We start from the raw sequence: 18,716 nt of genomic DNA, 5'->3' as shown, positions 1-18,716 counted from the left end.
TGAAGAAAAACTCCCAGCAATTAAAGTTTCACTTAATAAAAAGTATAATTCGCCTCTGGATATTGTTGCTGAACAATTCAGGGATGCATATTGGAAATGAAGGGATAAAGGTAGGTGGCAATGTGGGAAAAATAGTGTCTGTTGCGAATCAAAAAGGCGGAGTGGGCAAAACAACAACCTCTGTCAATCTGGCTGCTTGTTTAGCATATATCGGGAAGAATGTCCTTTTGGTGGATATCGACCCTCAGGGCAATGCAACAAGCGGTGTCGGCATAGAAAAAGCGGATGTCGACCAATGCATATATGATGTTCTCGTAGATGATTTGGAAGCCATTGAAGTAATCAAACCTGCTAAGGTAGAGAATCTGCATGTCATTCCCGCCACCATACAATTAGCTGGTGCAGAGATTGAATTGGTACCCACCATTTCAAGGGAAGTGCGCCTGAAGCGTGCGCTGGAAAAAGTAAGAAATAATTATGATTATATTATTATCGACTGTCCTCCGTCACTCGGGCTATTGACAATCAATGCACTCACTGCATCCGATGCCGTCATTATCCCCGTGCAATGCGAATATTACGCTCTAGAAGGATTGAGTCAGCTACTAAATACTGTTCGGCTTGTACAGAAACATTTGAATGAAGAATTAAAGATTGAAGGTGTATTGCTGACTATGTTGGATGCGCGGACCAATCTGGGAATCCAGGTGATCGAGGAAGTGAAGAAATACTTTCAGGACAAAGTCTATCAAACGATCATTCCACGAAACATCAGGCTCAGTGAAGCGCCCAGCCATGGCGAACCTATAATCATTTATGATGCGAAGTCAAGAGGGGCGGAAGTATATCTAGATTTGGCAAAGGAAGTGGCATCAAATGGCTAAAGGACTTGGAAAAGGAATCAATGCTATTTTTAACATTGATAGTGATAAAGAAAACTCGGTCCAGGAAGTATCTATCAGAGAATTAAGGCCGAATCCCTATCAGCCTCGTAAACTCTTTACAGAAGAAGGAATCGACGAATTAAAGGAATCCATCAAGCAGCATGGCATCCTTCAACCGATTATTGTAAAGAAAAGCATTAAGGGCTATGAAATCGTCATGGGGGAAAGACGGTTTCGGGCTGCCAAAGCAGCTGGTCTTAGCAAGGTGCCTGTGGTTGTGAGGGATTACAATAATCAACAGATGATGGAATTGGCAGTTTTGGAAAATCTTCAGCGTGAAGACTTGACGCCTATAGAGGAAGGCGCTGCTTATCAAACCCTTCTTGACCATTTAGATATTACCCAGGAAGAGCTTGCAAAAAGGTTGGGCAAAAGCCGGCCGCATATCACCAACCATATCCGTTTGCTTTCTTTGCCTGAGGATATCCAAGAAATGATTTCACAAAGAAAATTGACCATGGGGCATGGCCGTGCCTTACTAGGATTGAAGAAGAAAGCATTGCTTCCGGGAGTCGTGGAAAAAGTGGCAAAGGAAGAAATGAATGTTCGGCAATTAGAACAGTTCATCCAGCAATTAAATGAAAATGTTCCACGTGAAACGAAAAAGAAAGAAACAAAGAAAGACATCTTCATTGAAGAGCGTGAAAGTTATTTGCGCGAACGATTCGGCACGACGGTAACAATTACGCAACGAAAGAAAAAAGGAAAAATAGAAATCGAATTCTTTTCTCCTGATGATCTAAATCGAATTCTTGAACTGCTTGAACGATAAAGTTGACGAAAAGCCATCCGATCAGGGTGGTTTATTTGTAATCAAACAGCAGAGGTCTAAAATGAATGAAAATAGGTGAATGCATATGGTATTGCTAGGCAGTATAGTGAATGGCATCGGGATAGCCATCGGCACATTAGTCGGCAGGATCTTCCGGAATATTCCTGAAAAAATGAAGGAAACCATTATGTATGCCATCGGATTAGTGGTCGTCTTGATCGGCATACAGATGGGCATTAAAAGCGAGCAAATCCTTATTGTTATTCTGAGTCTGGTGATCGGCGCTGCACTTGGAGAATGGTGGGCATTGGATGAAAAATTGAATGCAGCTGGCCATTTTCTGGAGCGTATGCTGAAATCCAAGGGAGAAACACAAATAGCGGAAGCTTTTGTGAATGCGACATTGATATTTGTCATTGGAGCAATGGCCATATTAGGCGCTCTCGACAGCGGCATCCGTGGCGACCACAGTGTGCTGTACACAAAGGCGATCATTGATGGATTCACAGCTATTGTCTTGGCCAGTGCGCTCGGGATCGGTGTTTTGTTTTCAGCAGTCCCTGTCATGTTGTACGAGGGGTTGATTGCCGTCTGTGCAAAAGCAATCGCCCATTTTGTTCCAGGCGATTTGTTAGATTTATTCATTGTTGAAATGGGGGCTACAGGAGGTATAATGATTGTGGCAATAGGGTTAAATATAATGGGCATTACTAAGATACGAGTCGCAAATCTATTGCCTGCCATTGTGATGGCTGTTATGCTAGTAGCTGTTTTTTATTACGGGCATATTCAATTATAATCAAGTTTTTCTTTGGTCTGCTCAGTCATAGGCCAGTAGCCCCTCGGATTTCTGCCGATGCAGCCTGTCTTGCGGCTGGCTGCGATGATGCCATCCGCGATGGTGCGCGCCATCTTTATGACCAAGCTCAGCCTGGTGTTTTGCAGAACGGCAAATTCCATAAAGCCACTGACATTTACGATACCCGTCACATGGATATGGCCGATTTCAGGGAGGTTTTTATGGACGCCTGCGCCTGGTTTTAAAGGGCCTTTGTGGACTTGGAGGGTGCCGACGTTTTTGATTCTTCCTAAGCAAGCATCGACCGCAATGATAAAAGGCAGTTCATGGAGGCTTTGGATACGTTCTGCTTGTTCCTGGAGATTTACGGCATGGATCGGTTCATCCAATGTCCCGTACACATGGTAAGGGGGAGCTATTGCTTCCTTCAGGAAACTGCCAACCAACGGGCCAAGTGAGTCGCCGGTAGATCGATCAGTGCCAATGCATGCAATCACAATGGGAGAAGGTTGTTCAGCCGGCATATAGCTTAATAGTTTATCCGCCAACTGCAATGGTGCATCATCTTGGGCATAAGGGATAGGTGATGGTTGTCCATCGGGCAGAATACCTCTTTTTTTTGGATACATGGCTTTAATCTCCTTCGGTAGGGTAGTAACAGTATACGGAAAATACAGGAAAAGTATACGCGCTAGAGAAGAATTTGGAAGGGAACCTTCGCAGCATGATTGAGTTGAACAGAAACATCCCATTTGCAGCGGCTTAAAGCGAATGTGAAGGAGAAGGTGAATAGATGGATATAGATAAAAATCACATAACAGGAAATAAAGTGGTAGATGCGTTGTTGTCAAATTTGTTAAGTGAAGAATTATGGATTGGCTTAGGCATGGTTATCCTTAAAATTATGCTGATTATCGTTATTGCCGGCCTAATCGTCAAGTTTGCCAAAAAAATCATCAGCAATATTTTCTTGCTTCGGGCCAAGAGCCCTCTTCGCGTCTCGGAACGAAGAGAGGCAACTATGCTGAAGCTGCTGAAAAATGTTATCTCATATTTTATTTACTTTATTGCGTTAACCATGGTACTGGAAACGCTCGGATACAATGTGAAGGCGTTGATAGCCGGTGCCGGGGTTGTCGGTTTAGCAGTCGGTTTCGGTGCACAAAGCTTGGTGAAGGATGTCATTACCGGTTTCTTCATTATTTTCGAAGACCAGTTTTCTGTAGGGGACTACGTCCGAATTGGAACGACTGAAGGGAATGTTGAAGAAATTGGTCTTCGTACGACCAAGATCAAGGTATTCACAGGCGAAATCCATATTATCCCGAATGGAAGCATTATGGAGGTAACGAACTTCTCCATCCATAATAGCTTAGCGGTTGTCGATATCGGAATTGCCTATGAAGGTGATTTGGCAAAAGCAGAAAGGGTCATTACTGAACTGCTGGAAACCATGCCTGGCCGCTATGAAAATTTAGTTGGCACGCCGGTTTTGCTGGGCATTCAAAATCTTGCCCAGTCGGAGATCATCCTGCGCATTACAGCTGAGACGGTTCCTATGCAGCATTTTGCATTTGCGCGTGAGCTGCGCAGGGAGCTGAAAAACGTACTCGATAAAAACGGCATAGAAATTCCATTCCCAAGAATGGTCTTGTATAGCCGGAACGATACGCACCAAGAACAGGCAGCCAATTCATAATGAGGGAGGACGATCGGATGGAAGATAAGCAATACGGATTGCAAGATGTAGTGGAGATGAAAAAGGCACATCCATGCGGAACGAATAGATGGCGGATCATTCGACTGGGAATGGACATCCGCATTAAATGCGAAGGCTGTGGCCATAGCGTTCTCATCCCAAGGAAGGAATTCGGTCGTAAAATGAAAAAAATTCTTGTGAAGCATGAAGAGTAAGGGATAAACGAAGCCATATCTTTACTTGTCTTTTAGTAGTGTAATCACTATAATTGGTAGAGGTTTCATTTCCGTTACGAATATAAGTTATTGAAATAGAGTTTATAAGGGCATATCCGCCCATTATAAAGAGGAGTGAATGTTACATGGCTTTAACAGCTGGTATCGTCGGCTTGCCTAACGTCGGCAAATCGACACTATTCAACGCAATTACACAAGCAGGCGCCGAATCTGCCAACTATCCGTTCTGTACGATCGACCCGAACGTCGGTATCGTAGAAGTGCCTGATCACCGTCTACAAAAACTGACTGAGCTTGTTCACCCGAAAAAAACAGTTCCAACAACATTTGAATTCACGGATATTGCCGGTATCGTAAAAGGTGCCAGCAAAGGGGAAGGCTTGGGAAATAAGTTTCTTTCTCACATCCGCCAAGTGGATGCCATCTGTCAGGTAGTCCGTTGCTTCGAAGATGAAAATATCACCCACGTATCCGGTAAGGTCGATCCGATCGACGATATCGAGGTCATCAACCTGGAACTGATCCTTGCCGACCTGGAATCTGTCGATAAACGTATCGGACGCGTAGCAAAAATGGCTAAGCAAAAAGATAAGGAAGCAATGTATGAGCATGACATTCTTCTCCGTTTGAAGGAAGCTTTTGAAAACGAAAAACCTGCCCGTGCGCTTGAATTCACAGAAGAAGAAATGCGTGTCGTCAAAATGATGCATCTTCTGACCATTAAGCCTGTTCTTTATGTAGCCAATGTGAGCGAAGATGATGTAGCAGATTCAAGCGACAATGAGTACGTACAAAAAGTGCGTGATTTTGCTGCTAAGGAAAACTCTGAAGTGATTGTCGTTTGCGCAAAGATTGAATCAGAGATTGCTGAATTGGATGCAGAAGAAAAAGCGATGTTCCTCTCTGAACTGGGCATCGAACAATCAGGTTTGGATCAATTGATCCGTGCTGCCTATGATTTGCTTGGCTTGGCGACTTATTTCACAGCCGGCGTGCAGGAAGTGCGTGCATGGACATTTGTAAAAGGCATGAAAGCCCCACAATGTGCAGGCATCATCCACTCTGATTTTGAAAGAGGATTTATCCGTGCCGAAACCGTTTCATATGACGATCTGTTGGCTGGAGGAAGCATGGCTGCCGCACGTGAAGCTGGAAAAGTACGCCTTGAAGGAAAAGAGTATATTGTGCAGGATGGAGACGTTATCCACTTCCGCTTTAATGTATAATGGAATAACAATGCCGAGCTTGTTTTGACAAGCCGGCTTTTTGTTTGCACGCTCTTGTTGCAAAGGGACAAGAGCTGTGATATAATCAAGGCTCGTGAGTAATTATTTAATTGCTCCTTGCCCATATAAGGGCCGTTTAGTCCAAAAGGAGGTGACCGTGATGAGAAAATACGAAATTATGTACATCATCCGTCCAAATATCGAAGAGGAAGCTAAAAAAGCTTTGGTTGAGCGTTTCAACACAATCCTAACTGATAATGGTGCGGAAATTACAGAAACAAAAGAATGGGGCAAGCGCCGTCTTGCATACGAAATCAATGACTTCCGCGATGGCTACTACATGATCATTAAAGTTCAGTCAGAAGCTGCGGCAGTTCAAGAATTCGACCGTCTTGCTAAAATCAATGAAGATATTATCCGCCATATGGTAACAAAAGACGAAGCATAATATAGATTTAAAATATCCGATCCAAGGCGCTTTCTTATAAAGTGCGGAGGAAAGGAAGGAGTTGATTCTGATGATGAACCGTGTCGTTCTTGTAGGACGTTTAACTAAAGATCCAGATTTGCGCTATACGCCAGCAGGCGTGCCAGTAGCGACTTTCACACTTGCGGTGAATCGAAACTTTTCGAATCAGCAAGGTGATCGTGAAGCAGATTTCATTAACTGTGTCGTTTGGCGTAAGCCGGCTGAAAACGTCGCAAACTTCCTAAGAAAAGGCAGTTTGGCGGGCGTGGACGGACGCATTCAAACACGTAATTATGAGGGACAAGATGGTAAGCGCGTATATGTGACCGAAGTTGTGGCTGAAAGTGTCCAATTCCTTGAACCTAAAGGCTCCAATAACGGTGGCAACAGAAACGAAGGCGGTTCCTTCGGAGGCGGACAGCGTGATGACTTCTCATCATATGGCCAAAACCGTAACCAGAATCAAAACCAACAGCGGAATGGCAACTACACTCGTGTAGATGACGATCCATTTGCAAACGGCGGTCAAACGATCGACATTTCAGATGATGATCTGCCATTCTAACATATAAACACCGTTTGTTTATATGAGTATCCAATAAGGAGGGAAATAACAATGGCAATGGGTGGACGCAGAGGTGGCCGTGCTAAACGTCGTAAAGTATGTTACTTTACTTCTAACGGTATCACTCACATCGACTACAAAGATGTAGATTTGTTGAAAAAATTCGTTTCTGAGCGTGGTAAAATCTTACCTCGTCGTGTAACAGGAACTAGCGCTAAGTACCAACGTAAATTGACAGTTGCAATCAAACGCGCACGTACTATGGCTTTACTTCCATACGTATCTGGTGAGTAATTAAATAGTAAAAAGCACAGTGGATATTAACTCTGCTGTGCTTTTTTTGTACTTATAAAAATACACGAGGAAGAATATTGAAGAATCTATTTCAAAATAGGATTGGTTATTTTAGGTTATTTTATTGCTTCTTTTTATTTTATTAAAGCCCTTGTTATTTAAAGTACCAGTCCTGTTTCAACTAATGTCCTCCCTAACACTTTAAATTACCAATGAGGGCGATTTTCCCAAGGTTCAATTTGACCAATTATCAGTACTTTCTTTTTCTTCCTAATAGCTTCAATGACACCTTCAGAAATTTCCTTATTTGTTAGCCATCTTGACTGGGTATCTTCAAATTTAAAACCTAATTGAACTTGATAGTAATGTACATAATCAGAAGGTGCATTACTCTTTTTCTTGATTTCATTTAAATTTGAACTACTCCCTACTATATGAAATAATTCACAACTATTTTCCCCTTTCGAAACCTCATTAGCAATAATTTGAAGAGCATTTTCTGCAATTGAATGAATCCACGCTACTACCAGATCAATATTTCCATTCTCCTTAATGGCTCTATTTATTTCCTCTTTCAATTCGTCATTATTTCTATAATCAACTAATAATGGAGTTACATGGCTTTCCGAACTGGCCTCTTGTAGAAGTTGCTTCATTCGTTCAGCATCTCTAGCAATAATAGACACATGATAGCCGTTATCTATTAACCAAAGCGAAACTCTTGATAACATACCAGTACCACCAACAACTAATGCGTGTTTCAATCATCTTCCCCCCTCGAGTCTTAGTAATCGACAATGAAAGCCTTCATTAACCAACCTTCCTTTAGCACAATCAAAAGAGCCACCCTCCATTAGCATCCTCATTATGAGTTCAAAACCTTTACACCCGGATCTTCTAATTGTTTAGTATAAGGATTCCAAAAATGATAGTGAAAAAGCACAAAAGTCACCTCTTTATTTTGGGTCATTACATTAAGAATTCAAAACAAACGTAAATTTTCCTTCTTTATACAAAAAGATAAGCCTTAAAAATTTGAAAGGAGAGAAGGTCTTGACCAAGGTCATTATTATTAATGGAGGGACCTGTGGACTAAGCTTCCTCGTTTGAACAGAAAAAAAGAAACATTGGCGCCTGAGCCGCATGTTTCTTCATCCAAGGGATTTTATTTTTTGTTATATCCTTTTTCTCCATATGGCTGGATTTGTTCTTTCCATTTTTCATCCAGCGCTTGCAGTGCTTCTTTTTCGTTGAAATAGGGGTCGTCTTCCTTCTTTTTTAAGATTTCAAGTGTTTCAAATGTAAACGAATCCTTCCCGTAAAGGTTCCAATCTTCCTGCAAAGCCCGGTTTGTATCGGTTCCCGCTTCCAAGGAAAATTTTCTTCCATTTATGCTTTTTAGATTACGGGTACTGCCCACCCACTTCTTTTGATTGGCTGTATTGGTGATCATATAAATGCCCGCTTCAATCGGTATTTCTTTGTACATTTGTTTCAGTTCTTTTTTCCGGTCCATCATCGTACCCTCTTTCGTTTAATATACAAACATTTTATAACAATGTTTGTCATTATTCAAACGATATTGTAAATATGTTTGACATATAGCAAACAAAAAGATATTATGTTTGTAAAATAGACAAAGGAGCTTAATGGGATGAGCGAGACGGAATTATTTTGGAAAGCCAATTTCAATGAGTTAAAGCAGGGTTATAAAGAACAAGGAGAAACGTATGTGTGCCTGTTATGCGGCCACAAACTGCAAAAAGGGATCATTTATCCTGTTGACCAAGTATATTATGAAGCCTATAGAAGGATGGAGCTGCATATTAAAGAGAAGCATGGTTCTGTTTTCGAGTTTCTGATTGGCCTCGATAAAAAGCTGACAGGTTTGACCGATCACCAGAAGAACTTGCTAGCTTTGTTTTACCAAGGGAAAAATGACCGTGAAATCCAGAAAGAGCTGGAAATTGGCAGCTCTTCGACGATCCGCAACCATCGTTTTGTCCTGAAAGAAAAAGAACGGCAGGCTAAGTTATTTCTGGCAATGATGGAGCTGCTGAAGGAAAAGGATGAGCATGCGCCGGCAATGCTTGAAATACCTAAGCATGCAACGATGATTGACGACCGTTACCGTGTGACTGAAGAAGAAAATGAAAAGGTACTGAAAAAATATTTCAAAGACGGCAAACTGACATCATTTTCGATGAAGCAGAAGTATAAAATCATTGTTTTGCGTGAAATGATTAAACGCTTCGATGAAAATGCTACCTATACAGAGAAAGAAGTGAACGAAATCCTAAAAACCGTTTTTGAAGATTTTGTAACACTTCGCAGATATTTAATCGAATACGGGTTTCTTGACCGCAAAAGTGACGGAAGCTCGTATTGGATCAAGAAATAAACAACGCTAAAAAGCCCTTGCGACCATCAAAATGGCAAGGGCTTTTTTCAGTTCTAACTGGCGCTAAGACCCCTTTAAAAGTGATGAGATGAAAAAACTTGTAGGTAGGCGAACAAGTGTAAGGAAGAATCCGATTGATCCGACTCCCAACCAATTGAAGTTTCAACTTTATTCGTCTTTTTGCTGGCATGCTGGGCTGTAATAAAGAAGTCAAATATATGCTCCATAAAGTGCAGTAAGTTTGAAGGAGAAAGGGTATAATAGGTACAATGAGTGAATTGTAGGAAAAAATGTTTTAAAATAAAAGGGCTTGAGAATTTTTTTAGAATTGAAGGGAGTTACATACATTTGAACCAAGGTAAAAAATTAGCGGAAAGTGGAGTCCTTTTAGCGATTTTTGCGCTTATGCTGCTTATGCTTCTATACATACCTCTTGCTAGTATAGTCATATTTTTCTTTATGCCGGCTCCATTCGCTTTGATTTCGAGCAAATATGACTTGAAATGGTCTTCGTTGTTCCTGGTTGCTTCCATGCTGATTGCTTTTATCATCAGTGGGGTGGGAGCGCTTCCTGCTCCCGTCATGGCAGGATTGATCGGGATTACAATCGGATATTATATAAGAACCAATAAGAGCAAGCTGGAGATGTTTATCGTTTCCACATTATTGTTCATTGCTTGTCTGTTGGTCTTTTCGGTTGCCACTATGGCATTGATGAATATAAATATAGTGGATGAATTCACTAAAATGTTCGATCAGTCCTTCGAACAAGCCCGTACCATGATGTCGGCAATGGGCCAGGAAGACCAACTCAAACAATTCACCGAACAAATGGCGCAATTCACGTCTCTGTTCCAGACATTGCTCCCAAGCTTTGTCGTTATTGTTTCAATCATTATGACCGCTCTAATGGTATTGGCAAGCAAATCTGTTATGAACCGGACCCGGTTTGCACGCCTTGAGATAGGAAGGCTGCGCGACCTATCGCTGCCAAGAAGCCTTTTATGGTATTATTTACTTAGTATGCTGTTAATATTATTCATTCAACCGGAACAGGGAGAATTTCTTTATACAGCGCTAATGAATATCCAATTTATTTTAGAATTTTTCATTATGCTTCAGGGCATCTCTTTATTATTCTTTTATAGCCACTCAAAAGGCTGGTCAAAAGGAATCCCGATCTTCGTCGTGATATTGACGGCTATCATTCCGATTGCATCTTCTTTTGTCCGCATCTTGGGAGTAATGGATTTGGGCTTCCGCTTGCGGGAATCAATCCAGAACAAATAAGAAATGCTGATACCCACGAAAGATGCAGAAAATAGTAGCTTTTAGGAGCTGAAAAGATGTTATCTAATTTAAAAAAAATGTCGATTCGATATCCAATATATGCTTTGCTGGCAATTGTTACGGTTCTTTTTGTTTTCCTTGCCTACTATAATTGGATTCTTGCCATTGTTGGCATCCCGATCGTCATGTTCCTCTTTTATTCTGTCCTCGTGATTGAGTTCAATAATAAAAGAGAAACAGAAAAATACATTTCTACGCTCTCCTACCGGCTAAAGAAGGTTGGGGAAGAGGCCCTTTTGGAAATGCCAATCGGGATTATCTTGATCAATGAAGAAAACACGATTGAGTGGGCCAATCCGTTCATGGCTTCTTGCTTTCATGAAGATACGCTTGTCGGCCGTTCACTGTATGAGGTGGCTGAACCATTAATCGCTCTTGTAAAGCAGGAAGTAGAGGATGAAACGGTTACGTTATATGAGCGGAAATTCCGTGTTGTCCAAAAGCCGGAGGAACGGTTGCTTTATTTATTCGATGTCACCGAAAGAGTGCAGATCGAACAGCTGTATGAGAATGAGCGTACGGTCATTTCAATTATCTTCCTTGATAATTATGACGAACTGACACAGGCCATGGATGATCAACGCAGAAGTAGTCTGAACAGTCTTGTAACCTCGCAATTGGATAAATGGGCCAAAGATAATGGCGTCTTTATGAAAAGGATATCGTCTGATCGGTTTATTGGCGTTCTCAATGAAGATATCCTGCAGCAATTAGAGAAGGATAAATTCTCGATCCTTGATCAAATAAGGGAAGTAACGGCCAAGCAGCATGTTCCGTTGACGTTGAGCATCGGAGTGGGCTGTGGGGCTCCCTCGTTGCCTGAGCTTGGCACTCTTGCCCAGTCAAGCCTCGATCTTGCACTCGGGCGCGGTGGGGACCAGGTAGCGATTAAGCTCTCAAATGGGAAAGCTAAATTTTACGGCGGCAAGACGAATCCGATGGAGAAGCGGACACGCGTCAGAGCACGCGTCATCTCGCATGCTTTGAAAGATATTGTGCTCGACAGTGATAAAGTGATCATTATGGGGCATCGCTATCCGGATATGGATGCGATTGGGTCGGCCATCGGCATTTCCGAAGTAGCCAACATGAACGATAAGGAATCATATATTGTTGTAAATTTTGAAGAGTTGGATACGGGCGTTAAACGCTTGATGAATGAGCTGAAGAAAGAACCAAGTCTCTACTCGCGCTTTATTTCTCCGGAAGATGCCCATGAATTAATTACGGATGAGACATTGCTGGTGATTGTGGATACACACAAGCCATCTATGGTCATCGACGAGAAGCTCGTCCGTGCCATCGACAAGATTGTGGTGATCGACCATCACCGCCGCGGCGAGGAGTTCATCAACAGAGCATTGCTTGTCTATATGGAACCGTATGCTTCCTCGACTGCGGAACTGGTGACGGAGCTGATTGAATACCAGGAAAAAGGAAGCAAGATTGATGCATTGGAAGCGACTTGCCTATTGGCGGGGATTATCGTTGATACGAAGAGCTTCACATTGCGCACCGGTTCAAGAACGTTTGATGCGGCATCTTATTTACGCTCGAATGGTGCTGATACAGTGCTCGTGCAGAGATTCCTGAAGGAAGATCTATCGACTTATATCAAAAGGGCGCAATTAATAGAAAGTGTGTATTTTTACCGTGATGGAATTGCCATTGCTACAGGCCAGCCGGACGAAGTGAATGAGCAGGTGCTAATTGCTCAAGCGGCTGATACATTGCTTACTATGGACGGTGTAGGGGCATCGTTTGTTGTGTCCAAAAGAGCGGAGAACACCGTCAGTATTTCGGCGCGGTCACTTGGTGATGTCAACGTCCAAATTATTATGGAATCATTGCACGGCGGCGGGCATCTTACCAATGCGGCTACGCAAATTGAAGATAGTACTGTTGACGAAGCTGTGATATTATTGCAGAAAGCTATAGATGATTATTTGGGAGGGTACACAGAATGAAAGTAATTTTCTTAAAGGATGTTAAAGGTAAAGGTAAAAAAGGCGAAGTGAAAAACGTATCAGATGGATATGCACAAAACTTTCTATTGAAACAGCAAGTAGCTGTAGAAGCCACTCCCGCTAACTTAAAGAAATTAGAAGCGCAAAATAATAAAGCTAGCCAGCTTGCTGCTGAAGAACTGGCGCAAGCGAAGCAATTAAAGGAAAAAATCGAAAAGCTTACGGTTGAATTAAGCGCGAAAGCAGGAGAAGGCGGCCGTCTGTTCGGAAGCATCACGACTAAACAAATATCCGAGGCATTGCAATCTGCAGAAGGCATCAAAATCGATAAGCGCAAAATGGAATTGCCGGAAGGAATCCGTTCATTGGGTTATACAAAAGTGCCTGTCAAGCTTCACCATGAAGTTTCAGCCACATTAAATGTGCATGTAAAAGAAGCTAAGTAAGCAAAAAATTAACATGTACGAGTGTCCCAAGCCGATGTAGAATAGACGTAGAGATTATAATAGAGATAGACGGTATGGTACAGGGTCTCCTGTGCTGTAAGGTTTAAAGCGATAAGGCGACTCCTGGTTATGTGATTTGCATGGGAGTCGTCTTGCTTATGAGCGGAACTTTTTCTCGCACAATATAGGGGGTTATTGTATTGAATGAGATCTTCCAAAACCAAATTCCGCCGCAGAATATCGAAGCTGAACAAGCAGTGCTTGGGGCGATTTTCCTTCAGCCGGCTTCGTTGATTGTTGCCACTGAGCTTCTTACGGCTGATGATTTTTACCGGGTGGCGCACCAGAAAATCTTCCAGGTGATGGTGAACCTGAACGATAGGGGAAGTGTGGTCGATCTAGTCACAGTCACGGAGGAATTGGCAGCAACAAAGAACCTTGAAGATGTGGGCGGTGTTTCATATCTGAGTGAATTGGCGGATTCCGCACCGACGGCCGCTAATATTGAATATTATGCACGTATTGTGGACGAAAAATCCTTGCTGCGCCGCACAATCCGAGTCGCGTCCCAAATCGTACAGGATGGGTACAACCGCGCTGACGAGGTAGAAGCTTATATTAGTGATGCGGAAAAAAACATCATGGAAGTGGCACAGCGAAAAAATGCTGGAGCATTCCAGGATATCAAGGATGTCCTCGTATCCACATACGATAATATAGAGGTGCTCGCCAACCGAAAAGGCGATATTACAGGGATACCGACAGGTTTTGCTGAATTGGACCGCATGACTGCCGGTTTCCAGCGCAATGACTTGATTATTGTAGGAGCCCGCCCATCAGTGGGTAAAACGGCCTTCGCATTGAACATCGCGCAAAATGTAGCGACGAAGACAGAAGAAAACGTTGCTATATTCAGTCTGGAGATGGGAGCGGAACAGCTTGTCATGCGTATGCTGTGCGCGGAGGGCAATATCAATGCCCAAAACTTGCGGACAGGCGCGTTGACAGACGAAGACTGGCGAAAGCTGACGATGGCTATGGGAAGCCTGTCCAATGCAGGAATCTACATTGATGACACGCCAGGTGTCCGTATAGGGGATATCCGTTCCAAGTGCCGGCGTTTGAAGCAAGAACACGGTCTAGGCATGATCCTGATCGATTACTTGCAATTGATTCAAGGCAACGGGAACTCTGGCGATAATCGCCAGCAAGAGGTATCCGAAATTTCCCGTTCCCTAAAAGCATTGGCCCGTGAATTGAAAGTCCCGGTCATCGCTCTATCCCAGCTTTCCCGTGGAGTGGAGCAGAGACAGGATAAACGGCCGATGATGTCAGATATCCGGGAATCAGGAAGTATCGAGCAAGATGCCGATATCGTTGCTTTCCTTTACCGTGACGATTATTACGATAAGGAATCAGAGAATAAAAACATCATTGAAATCATCATTGCGAAGCAGCGGAACGGCCCGGTCGGAACTGTATCGCTCGCTTTCGTGAAGGAATATAATAAATTCGTCAATATCGAAACAAGATATGACGATTCAAGTATGCCGCCAGGCGCATAAAAAGGGAAAAGGCTTTTAATCAGCCTTTTCCCTTTTTTGCATGGTAATATTCTCAAAATGATTTTCCGTTATAGAAGGCACTGCCCACATAGTTGCCCGGATTCCCTTGGAGCTGCAGCAATTGGCTGACAGTGACAAAGTGATAGCCTCTTTTAGCCAATTCAGTCAAAATGCTGTCTAATGCCAAAGCCGATGCTTCGTGGATATCATGCATGAGAACAATGCTGCCGTTATGTGTCCGGTTCAGCACAATGTTCTTGATCGCCGTTTGGTTATGGCTCTTCCAGTCGAGCGTATCCACCGACCAGTTGACAATCGGCGCGTTGGCCATTTGCTGGACTTCATGGTTGAAAGCCCCGTATGGCGGGCGCAGAGCAGCCGGAGTCTGGCCGGTAATCTTGGCAATTGATGCAGCTGTTTGATTAATTTGCTTCACAAGCTCCTGCCTGGACAGATTCGTCAGCTTTGGATGGCTCCATGAATGGCTGCCGATTTCATGGCCTTCGTCGAACTCGCGCTTGACAATGGCGGGATAGTATTCCACGCGGTTCCCCAGCACAAAGAAGGTGGCTTTTGCTTTGTGGCGTTTCAGTGTATCCAATATATAAGGAGTCCATTGATGGTGGGGTCCGTCATCGAATGTCAATGCTACATATTTTTGCCCAGGCACAAGCGGAAAGGGCTTTTCGCCGTTTTTGCGGCCTGTTGTGGCTGAAAGGAGCTCGGTATCATTGGTGATTACTTGTTTCAGCGTTTCCATATAGGAGTCCTTAACAATTCCTCTCAGGTCGTCCAAAGCAATTTGCAATTTATAAGCAGGACCAAGCTGATCTTTGAGGAAATAGATATCCATGGAGTGATCTGAAAAGCCAAATGTGCCGTAGTTGGCCATTTCTGCTTTTGTCCCTTCCATTACGAGCCCCGGGTTCGTTCGTTTCATAAAAGTACTGTTTTTAAGAATATTATATTGGGCAATACTGGAAATGCGTTGCAACGAGGAATCGTCGTTCAATAATGATTGGATGGTGATCAGCTTTTCCGTCTGCCGGTCAAAATTAAGTGTATAGATACGGTCGGATCCTGTTTTTCCCGGCACATCGATATGGCTTGTAAAGACAACGGAGAGCAGTTGTTTCGATGAATGGGAAATATCGTAATCCAATAGTAATGCCGAATCGTTTTTATTGTTTGGAATGGCTGACTTTGCTTCTTGTATAAAAGCTTCTTTTTGATCGTTTACAAATGATTTAATAGCAGAATTTATATTGGATTGCTTTGTGCGCGGAAAATGAATCGCGTACTTATATGCCTTGTATTCTCCCACCTCTGTTTCAATTTCCAGACCCGGATACTTTGATTCTTTTACAGTCGTTTGTACATGATTGTTTTTCATTTCTCCATCATTGCTTGCCTTCTCAGCGCAGGCGGTCAGAGTGACCATAACAGCCAGAGAGAGAAGAACAGGTTTCCACTTCATTTATAAATCCCCCAAACATTTCCTCATTCGTAAGTCTGTAGAACAGTATATGCCTTGCTTTGTTTTAATAATAAAAGGAAAATAATACAGTTTTTCCTAAAAACAACTACTTTATTATACATGAAATCCCATTTTTCGGATAAAGTAATTGAAAGTTATGTCAAAATAAAAAATAGACGAACAAAAATAGTGTTTAATATTTGCATCGTTCGTATTTACCTTGACTTATGATGAGTTTGATTGATAAAATAGCTATGTTTGATAGAAAACGGACAAAGGAATTTTCGGAGGTGCAAGGATATGTCTTCAGTAGTAGTAGTCGGAACACAATGGGGAGATGAAGGGAAAGGCAAGATTACGGATTTCTTGTCTGAGCATGCAGAAGCGATTGCACGTTATCAAGGCGGCAATAATGCCGGCCATACAATAAAATTCAATGGCGTTACGTACAAACTGCATTTAATCCCATCTGGAATATTCTATAGCGACAAAATCTGCGTAATCGGCAATGGAATGGTAGTCGATCCTAAAGCGCTGAATGAGGAGTTAGAATACCTTCATAAGCAAGGGGTGACAACTGATAACCTGCGTATAAGCAATCGGGCTCATGTCATTCTTCCGTACCATCTTAAGCTGGATGAAGTAGAAGAAGCCAGAAAAGGCGATAATAAGATTGGAACAACAAAAAAAGGCATCGGCCCTGCCTATATGGACAAAGCTGCCCGCATAGGGATCAGAATGGCCGATTTATTGGATAAAGAAGTATTTAAAGAGAAACTTGCGCATAATCTCGAAGAGAAAAACCGCTTGTTGGAAAAGATGTACGAGACAAGCGGGTTCTCTTTGGATGAAATATTTGAAGAATACTATGAGTATGGACAACGGGTTAAGCAATATGTGTGCGATACATCGGTTGTGCTGAATGATGCACTCGATGAAGGGCGAAGAGTATTATTTGAAGGTGCTCAAGGCGTCATGCTCGATATCGACCAAGGAACTTACCCGTTCGTCACTTCGTCGAACCCGGTAGCCGGTGGTGTTACGATTGGCTCAGGAGTTGGCCCTTCTAAGATTAATCATGTGGTAGGGGTGTGCAAAGCTTACACAACACGTGTGGGTGATGGCCCATTCCCGACAGAGCTTGATAATGAAATCGGCCATCAAATCCGCGAAGTCGGCCGCGAATATGGAACAACGACAGGCCGTCCGCGCCGTGTTGGCTGGTTTGATTCAGTCGTTGTGAGACATGCGCGCCGTGTCAGTGGAATTACAGATCTTTCATTGAATTCGATTGATGTCATGACAGGAATCGAAACGCTCAAGATCTGTGTGGCGTATCGCTATAAAGGAAAAGTGATAGAGGAGTTCCCTGCAAGCTTGAAACAGCTGGCCCAATGTGAGCCTGTCTACGAAGAACTTCCAGGTTGGACAGAGGATATCACTTCTTGCAAGTCGCTGGATGAACTGCCAGCCAATGCCCGTCATTATATAGAACGTGTATCTCAATTGACCGGCATTCCTTTATCAATCTTCTCGGTCGGCCCTGACCGTTCCCAAACGAATGTGGTCAACAATCCTTGGAGACAAATCTAAACGGTTGAATAATGTAATCGCCCCTTTTCGAAGGGGCGATTTTTTTTACTCCATCACTTCAACTGATGCATGTAACAAAGGAGTGTAAGCGGGAGACCAAGTACCAGTAAGAATCATGATTGGTTGGGAATGAAAAAATACCAATCACATTTTCACTTTAGATGAATATGAAAATGCCTTGGAATCTTTTTAAATAAAATTTTTTAAAAAAATATATTGCAATTAGATAGATTTATATGATACTATTAAAAACGTCGCTGAGAGATGTTAGCGAGATATAATAAAGCATGAGCCATTAGCTCAGTTGGTAGAGCATCTGACTTTTAATCAGAGGGTCGAAGGTTCGAATCCTTCATGGCTCACCATTGTCTATGGCCCGTTGGTCAAGCGGTTAAGACACCGCCCTTTCACGGCGGTAACACGGGTTCGAATCCCGTACGGGTCATCTTTCAATTAAAATTAGTGAGAAGCAGATAGAGAAACAAACTGTTATCCACTTTATATATATAGCAAATTAGTGGTCCCGTGGTGTAGCGGTTAACATGCCTGCCTGTCACGCAGGAGATCGCGGGTTCGATTCCCGTCGGGACCGCCATTATTTGGCTCAGTAGCTCAGTCGGTAGAGCAAAGGACTGAAAATCCTTGTGTCGGCGGTTCGATTCCGTCCTGAGCCATCCTATTCTTTATCCAACGCCTATATACGTAGGCGTTTTTATTTTGCTTTTTTAATTGATTTGCCAGTATTTCTCCTTCTTCATACACCATTATTTCTGGGGAAATAGTTGTAGGCAGAATTTACTTGAGGACATCGTCATCCAATTCGGCAGCCATTTGCCGGTTAAATAGAGAGCATCCCTAAAGAGAAAAGCAAGTGCAAATGAAAACGTAAGAGTCATCCGTATAGCCGTTCTGA

Annotated in this window: 19 protein-coding genes and 4 tRNA genes; 19 read left to right on the top strand and 4 right to left on the bottom strand. The window is 42.8% G+C overall.

Annotation, left to right across the window (positions count from 1 at the left end; translation table 11 throughout):
* Positions 1–122: 122 nt before the first annotated feature.
* The 3 genes from BN1765_RS01320 (at position 123) to BN1765_RS01310 (ending at position 2,515) form a co-directional block, all read left to right on the top strand.
* A complete protein-coding gene (locus BN1765_RS01320; protein ID WP_050613518.1) occupies positions 123–884 on the top strand; it encodes a ParA family protein in 762 nt (253 codons plus the stop codon).
* On the top strand, positions 877–1,716 hold the full coding sequence (locus BN1765_RS01315; protein WP_050613517.1) for a ParB/RepB/Spo0J family partition protein: 840 nt from the start codon (positions 877–879) through the stop codon (positions 1,714–1,716). The genes BN1765_RS01320 and BN1765_RS01315 overlap by 8 nt, the downstream gene beginning before the upstream one ends.
* Positions 1,717–1,801: 85 nt before the next feature.
* Entirely contained in the window at positions 1,802–2,515 is a 714-nt protein-coding gene (locus BN1765_RS01310) for a DUF554 domain-containing protein (protein ID WP_050613516.1), read from the top strand.
* Here the strand turns inward: BN1765_RS01310 and yyaC are convergent.
* Positions 2,506–3,144 (bottom strand): spore protease YyaC, encoded by a 639-nt coding sequence (gene yyaC, locus BN1765_RS01305; protein ID WP_050613515.1) that lies wholly within the window; start codon positions 3,142–3,144, stop codon positions 2,506–2,508. The two genes, BN1765_RS01310 and yyaC, sit on opposite strands and share 10 nt — an antisense overlap.
* 164 nt (positions 3,145–3,308) lie before the next feature.
* Here yyaC and BN1765_RS01300 point away from each other — a divergent pair, with 164 nt between their 5' ends.
* From BN1765_RS01300 to rpsR, 6 genes are all read left to right on the top strand, one after another.
* The gene (locus BN1765_RS01300) at positions 3,309–4,214 is read left to right on the top strand and encodes a mechanosensitive ion channel family protein (protein ID WP_050613514.1); all 906 of its coding nucleotides are present in this window, start codon (positions 3,309–3,311) and stop codon (positions 4,212–4,214) included.
* Positions 4,215–4,231: 17 nt separating this feature from the next.
* Positions 4,232–4,429, top strand: a complete 198-nt coding sequence (locus BN1765_RS01295; RefSeq protein WP_050613513.1) for a DUF951 domain-containing protein — start codon at positions 4,232–4,234, stop codon at positions 4,427–4,429.
* Positions 4,430–4,575: 146 nt separating this feature from the next.
* Entirely contained in the window at positions 4,576–5,676 is a 1,101-nt protein-coding gene (ychF, locus tag BN1765_RS01290; protein ID WP_050613512.1) for a redox-regulated ATPase YchF, read from the top strand.
* 160 nt (positions 5,677–5,836) lie between these two features.
* Entirely contained in the window at positions 5,837–6,124 is a 288-nt protein-coding gene (gene rpsF / locus BN1765_RS01285) for a 30S ribosomal protein S6 (RefSeq protein WP_050613511.1), read from the top strand.
* Positions 6,125–6,194: 70 nt separating this feature from the next.
* A complete protein-coding gene (ssb, locus tag BN1765_RS01280; protein ID WP_050613510.1) occupies positions 6,195–6,710 on the top strand; it encodes a single-stranded DNA-binding protein in 516 nt (171 codons plus the stop codon).
* A 57-nt stretch (positions 6,711–6,767) separates the two neighbouring features.
* A complete protein-coding gene (gene rpsR / locus BN1765_RS01275) occupies positions 6,768–7,004 on the top strand; it encodes a 30S ribosomal protein S18 (protein WP_050616648.1) in 237 nt (78 codons plus the stop codon).
* Positions 7,005–7,210: 206 nt separating this feature from the next.
* On the opposite strand, the gene BN1765_RS01270 is transcribed toward rpsR, so the two are convergent.
* Both BN1765_RS01270 and BN1765_RS01265 read right to left on the bottom strand, forming a co-directional pair.
* On the bottom strand, positions 7,211–7,768 hold the full coding sequence (locus BN1765_RS01270) for a short-chain dehydrogenase (RefSeq protein WP_050613509.1): 558 nt from the start codon (positions 7,766–7,768) through the stop codon (positions 7,211–7,213).
* A gap of 401 nt (positions 7,769–8,169) precedes the next feature.
* Positions 8,170–8,520: a GIY-YIG nuclease family protein gene (locus BN1765_RS01265; RefSeq protein WP_050613508.1), complete on the bottom strand. Its 351-nt coding sequence runs from the start codon at positions 8,518–8,520 to the stop codon at positions 8,170–8,172.
* A 138-nt stretch (positions 8,521–8,658) separates the two neighbouring features.
* Between BN1765_RS01265 and BN1765_RS01260 the strand changes: the two genes are divergently transcribed.
* The 5 genes from BN1765_RS01260 to dnaB all read left to right on the top strand — a co-directional run bounded on the left by BN1765_RS01260 (position 8,659) and on the right by dnaB (position 14,733).
* The gene (locus tag BN1765_RS01260) at positions 8,659–9,405 is read left to right on the top strand and encodes a DUF2087 domain-containing protein (protein ID WP_050613507.1); all 747 of its coding nucleotides are present in this window, start codon (positions 8,659–8,661) and stop codon (positions 9,403–9,405) included.
* A 348-nt stretch (positions 9,406–9,753) separates the two neighbouring features.
* Positions 9,754–10,695 carry a YybS family protein gene (locus BN1765_RS01255; protein ID WP_050613506.1) on the top strand — a complete coding sequence of 314 codons (942 nt, stop codon included), beginning with the start codon at positions 9,754–9,756 and terminating at the stop codon, positions 10,693–10,695.
* Positions 10,696–10,751: 56 nt separating this feature from the next.
* The gene (locus BN1765_RS01250; RefSeq protein WP_050613505.1) at positions 10,752–12,722 is read left to right on the top strand and encodes a DHH family phosphoesterase; all 1,971 of its coding nucleotides are present in this window, start codon (positions 10,752–10,754) and stop codon (positions 12,720–12,722) included.
* Complete coding sequence (rplI, locus tag BN1765_RS01245; RefSeq protein WP_050613504.1) at positions 12,719–13,168, top strand: 50S ribosomal protein L9; 450 nt, start codon at positions 12,719–12,721, stop codon at positions 13,166–13,168. Before BN1765_RS01250 ends, rplI begins: the two co-directional genes overlap by 4 nt.
* A gap of 200 nt (positions 13,169–13,368) precedes the next feature.
* Positions 13,369–14,733: a replicative DNA helicase gene (gene dnaB, locus BN1765_RS01240; protein ID WP_050613503.1), complete on the top strand. Its 1,365-nt coding sequence runs from the start codon at positions 13,369–13,371 to the stop codon at positions 14,731–14,733.
* A gap of 52 nt (positions 14,734–14,785) precedes the next feature.
* Here dnaB and BN1765_RS01235 read toward each other — a convergent pair whose 3' ends face one another.
* Complete coding sequence (locus tag BN1765_RS01235; protein WP_050613502.1) at positions 14,786–16,210, bottom strand: polysaccharide deacetylase family protein; 1,425 nt, start codon at positions 16,208–16,210, stop codon at positions 14,786–14,788.
* A 300-nt stretch (positions 16,211–16,510) separates the two neighbouring features.
* Between BN1765_RS01235 and BN1765_RS01230 the strand changes: the two genes are divergently transcribed.
* The 5 genes from BN1765_RS01230 to BN1765_RS01210 all read left to right on the top strand — a co-directional run bounded on the left by BN1765_RS01230 (position 16,511) and on the right by BN1765_RS01210 (position 18,477).
* Positions 16,511–17,803, top strand: a complete 1,293-nt coding sequence (locus BN1765_RS01230) for an adenylosuccinate synthase (protein WP_050613501.1) — start codon at positions 16,511–16,513, stop codon at positions 17,801–17,803.
* A gap of 289 nt (positions 17,804–18,092) precedes the next feature.
* Positions 18,093–18,168 (top strand) — tRNA-Lys (locus tag BN1765_RS01225).
* 8 nt (positions 18,169–18,176) lie between these two features.
* Positions 18,177–18,248 (top strand) — tRNA-Glu (locus BN1765_RS01220).
* Positions 18,249–18,322: 74 nt separating this feature from the next.
* Positions 18,323–18,398: transfer RNA gene (locus BN1765_RS01215), tRNA-Asp, on the top strand.
* Positions 18,399–18,404: 6 nt separating this feature from the next.
* Positions 18,405–18,477, top strand: a tRNA-Phe gene (locus BN1765_RS01210).
* Positions 18,478–18,716 lie beyond the last annotated feature (239 nt).

This window comes from Bacillus testis (assembly GCF_001243895.1).
GTDB classification, from domain to species: domain Bacteria; phylum Bacillota; class Bacilli; order Bacillales; family DSM-1321; genus Bacillus_AD; species Bacillus_AD testis.
The sequence above is the reverse complement of the archived record's forward strand: the minus strand, read 5'-3'. Positions and strand labels throughout refer to the sequence as shown.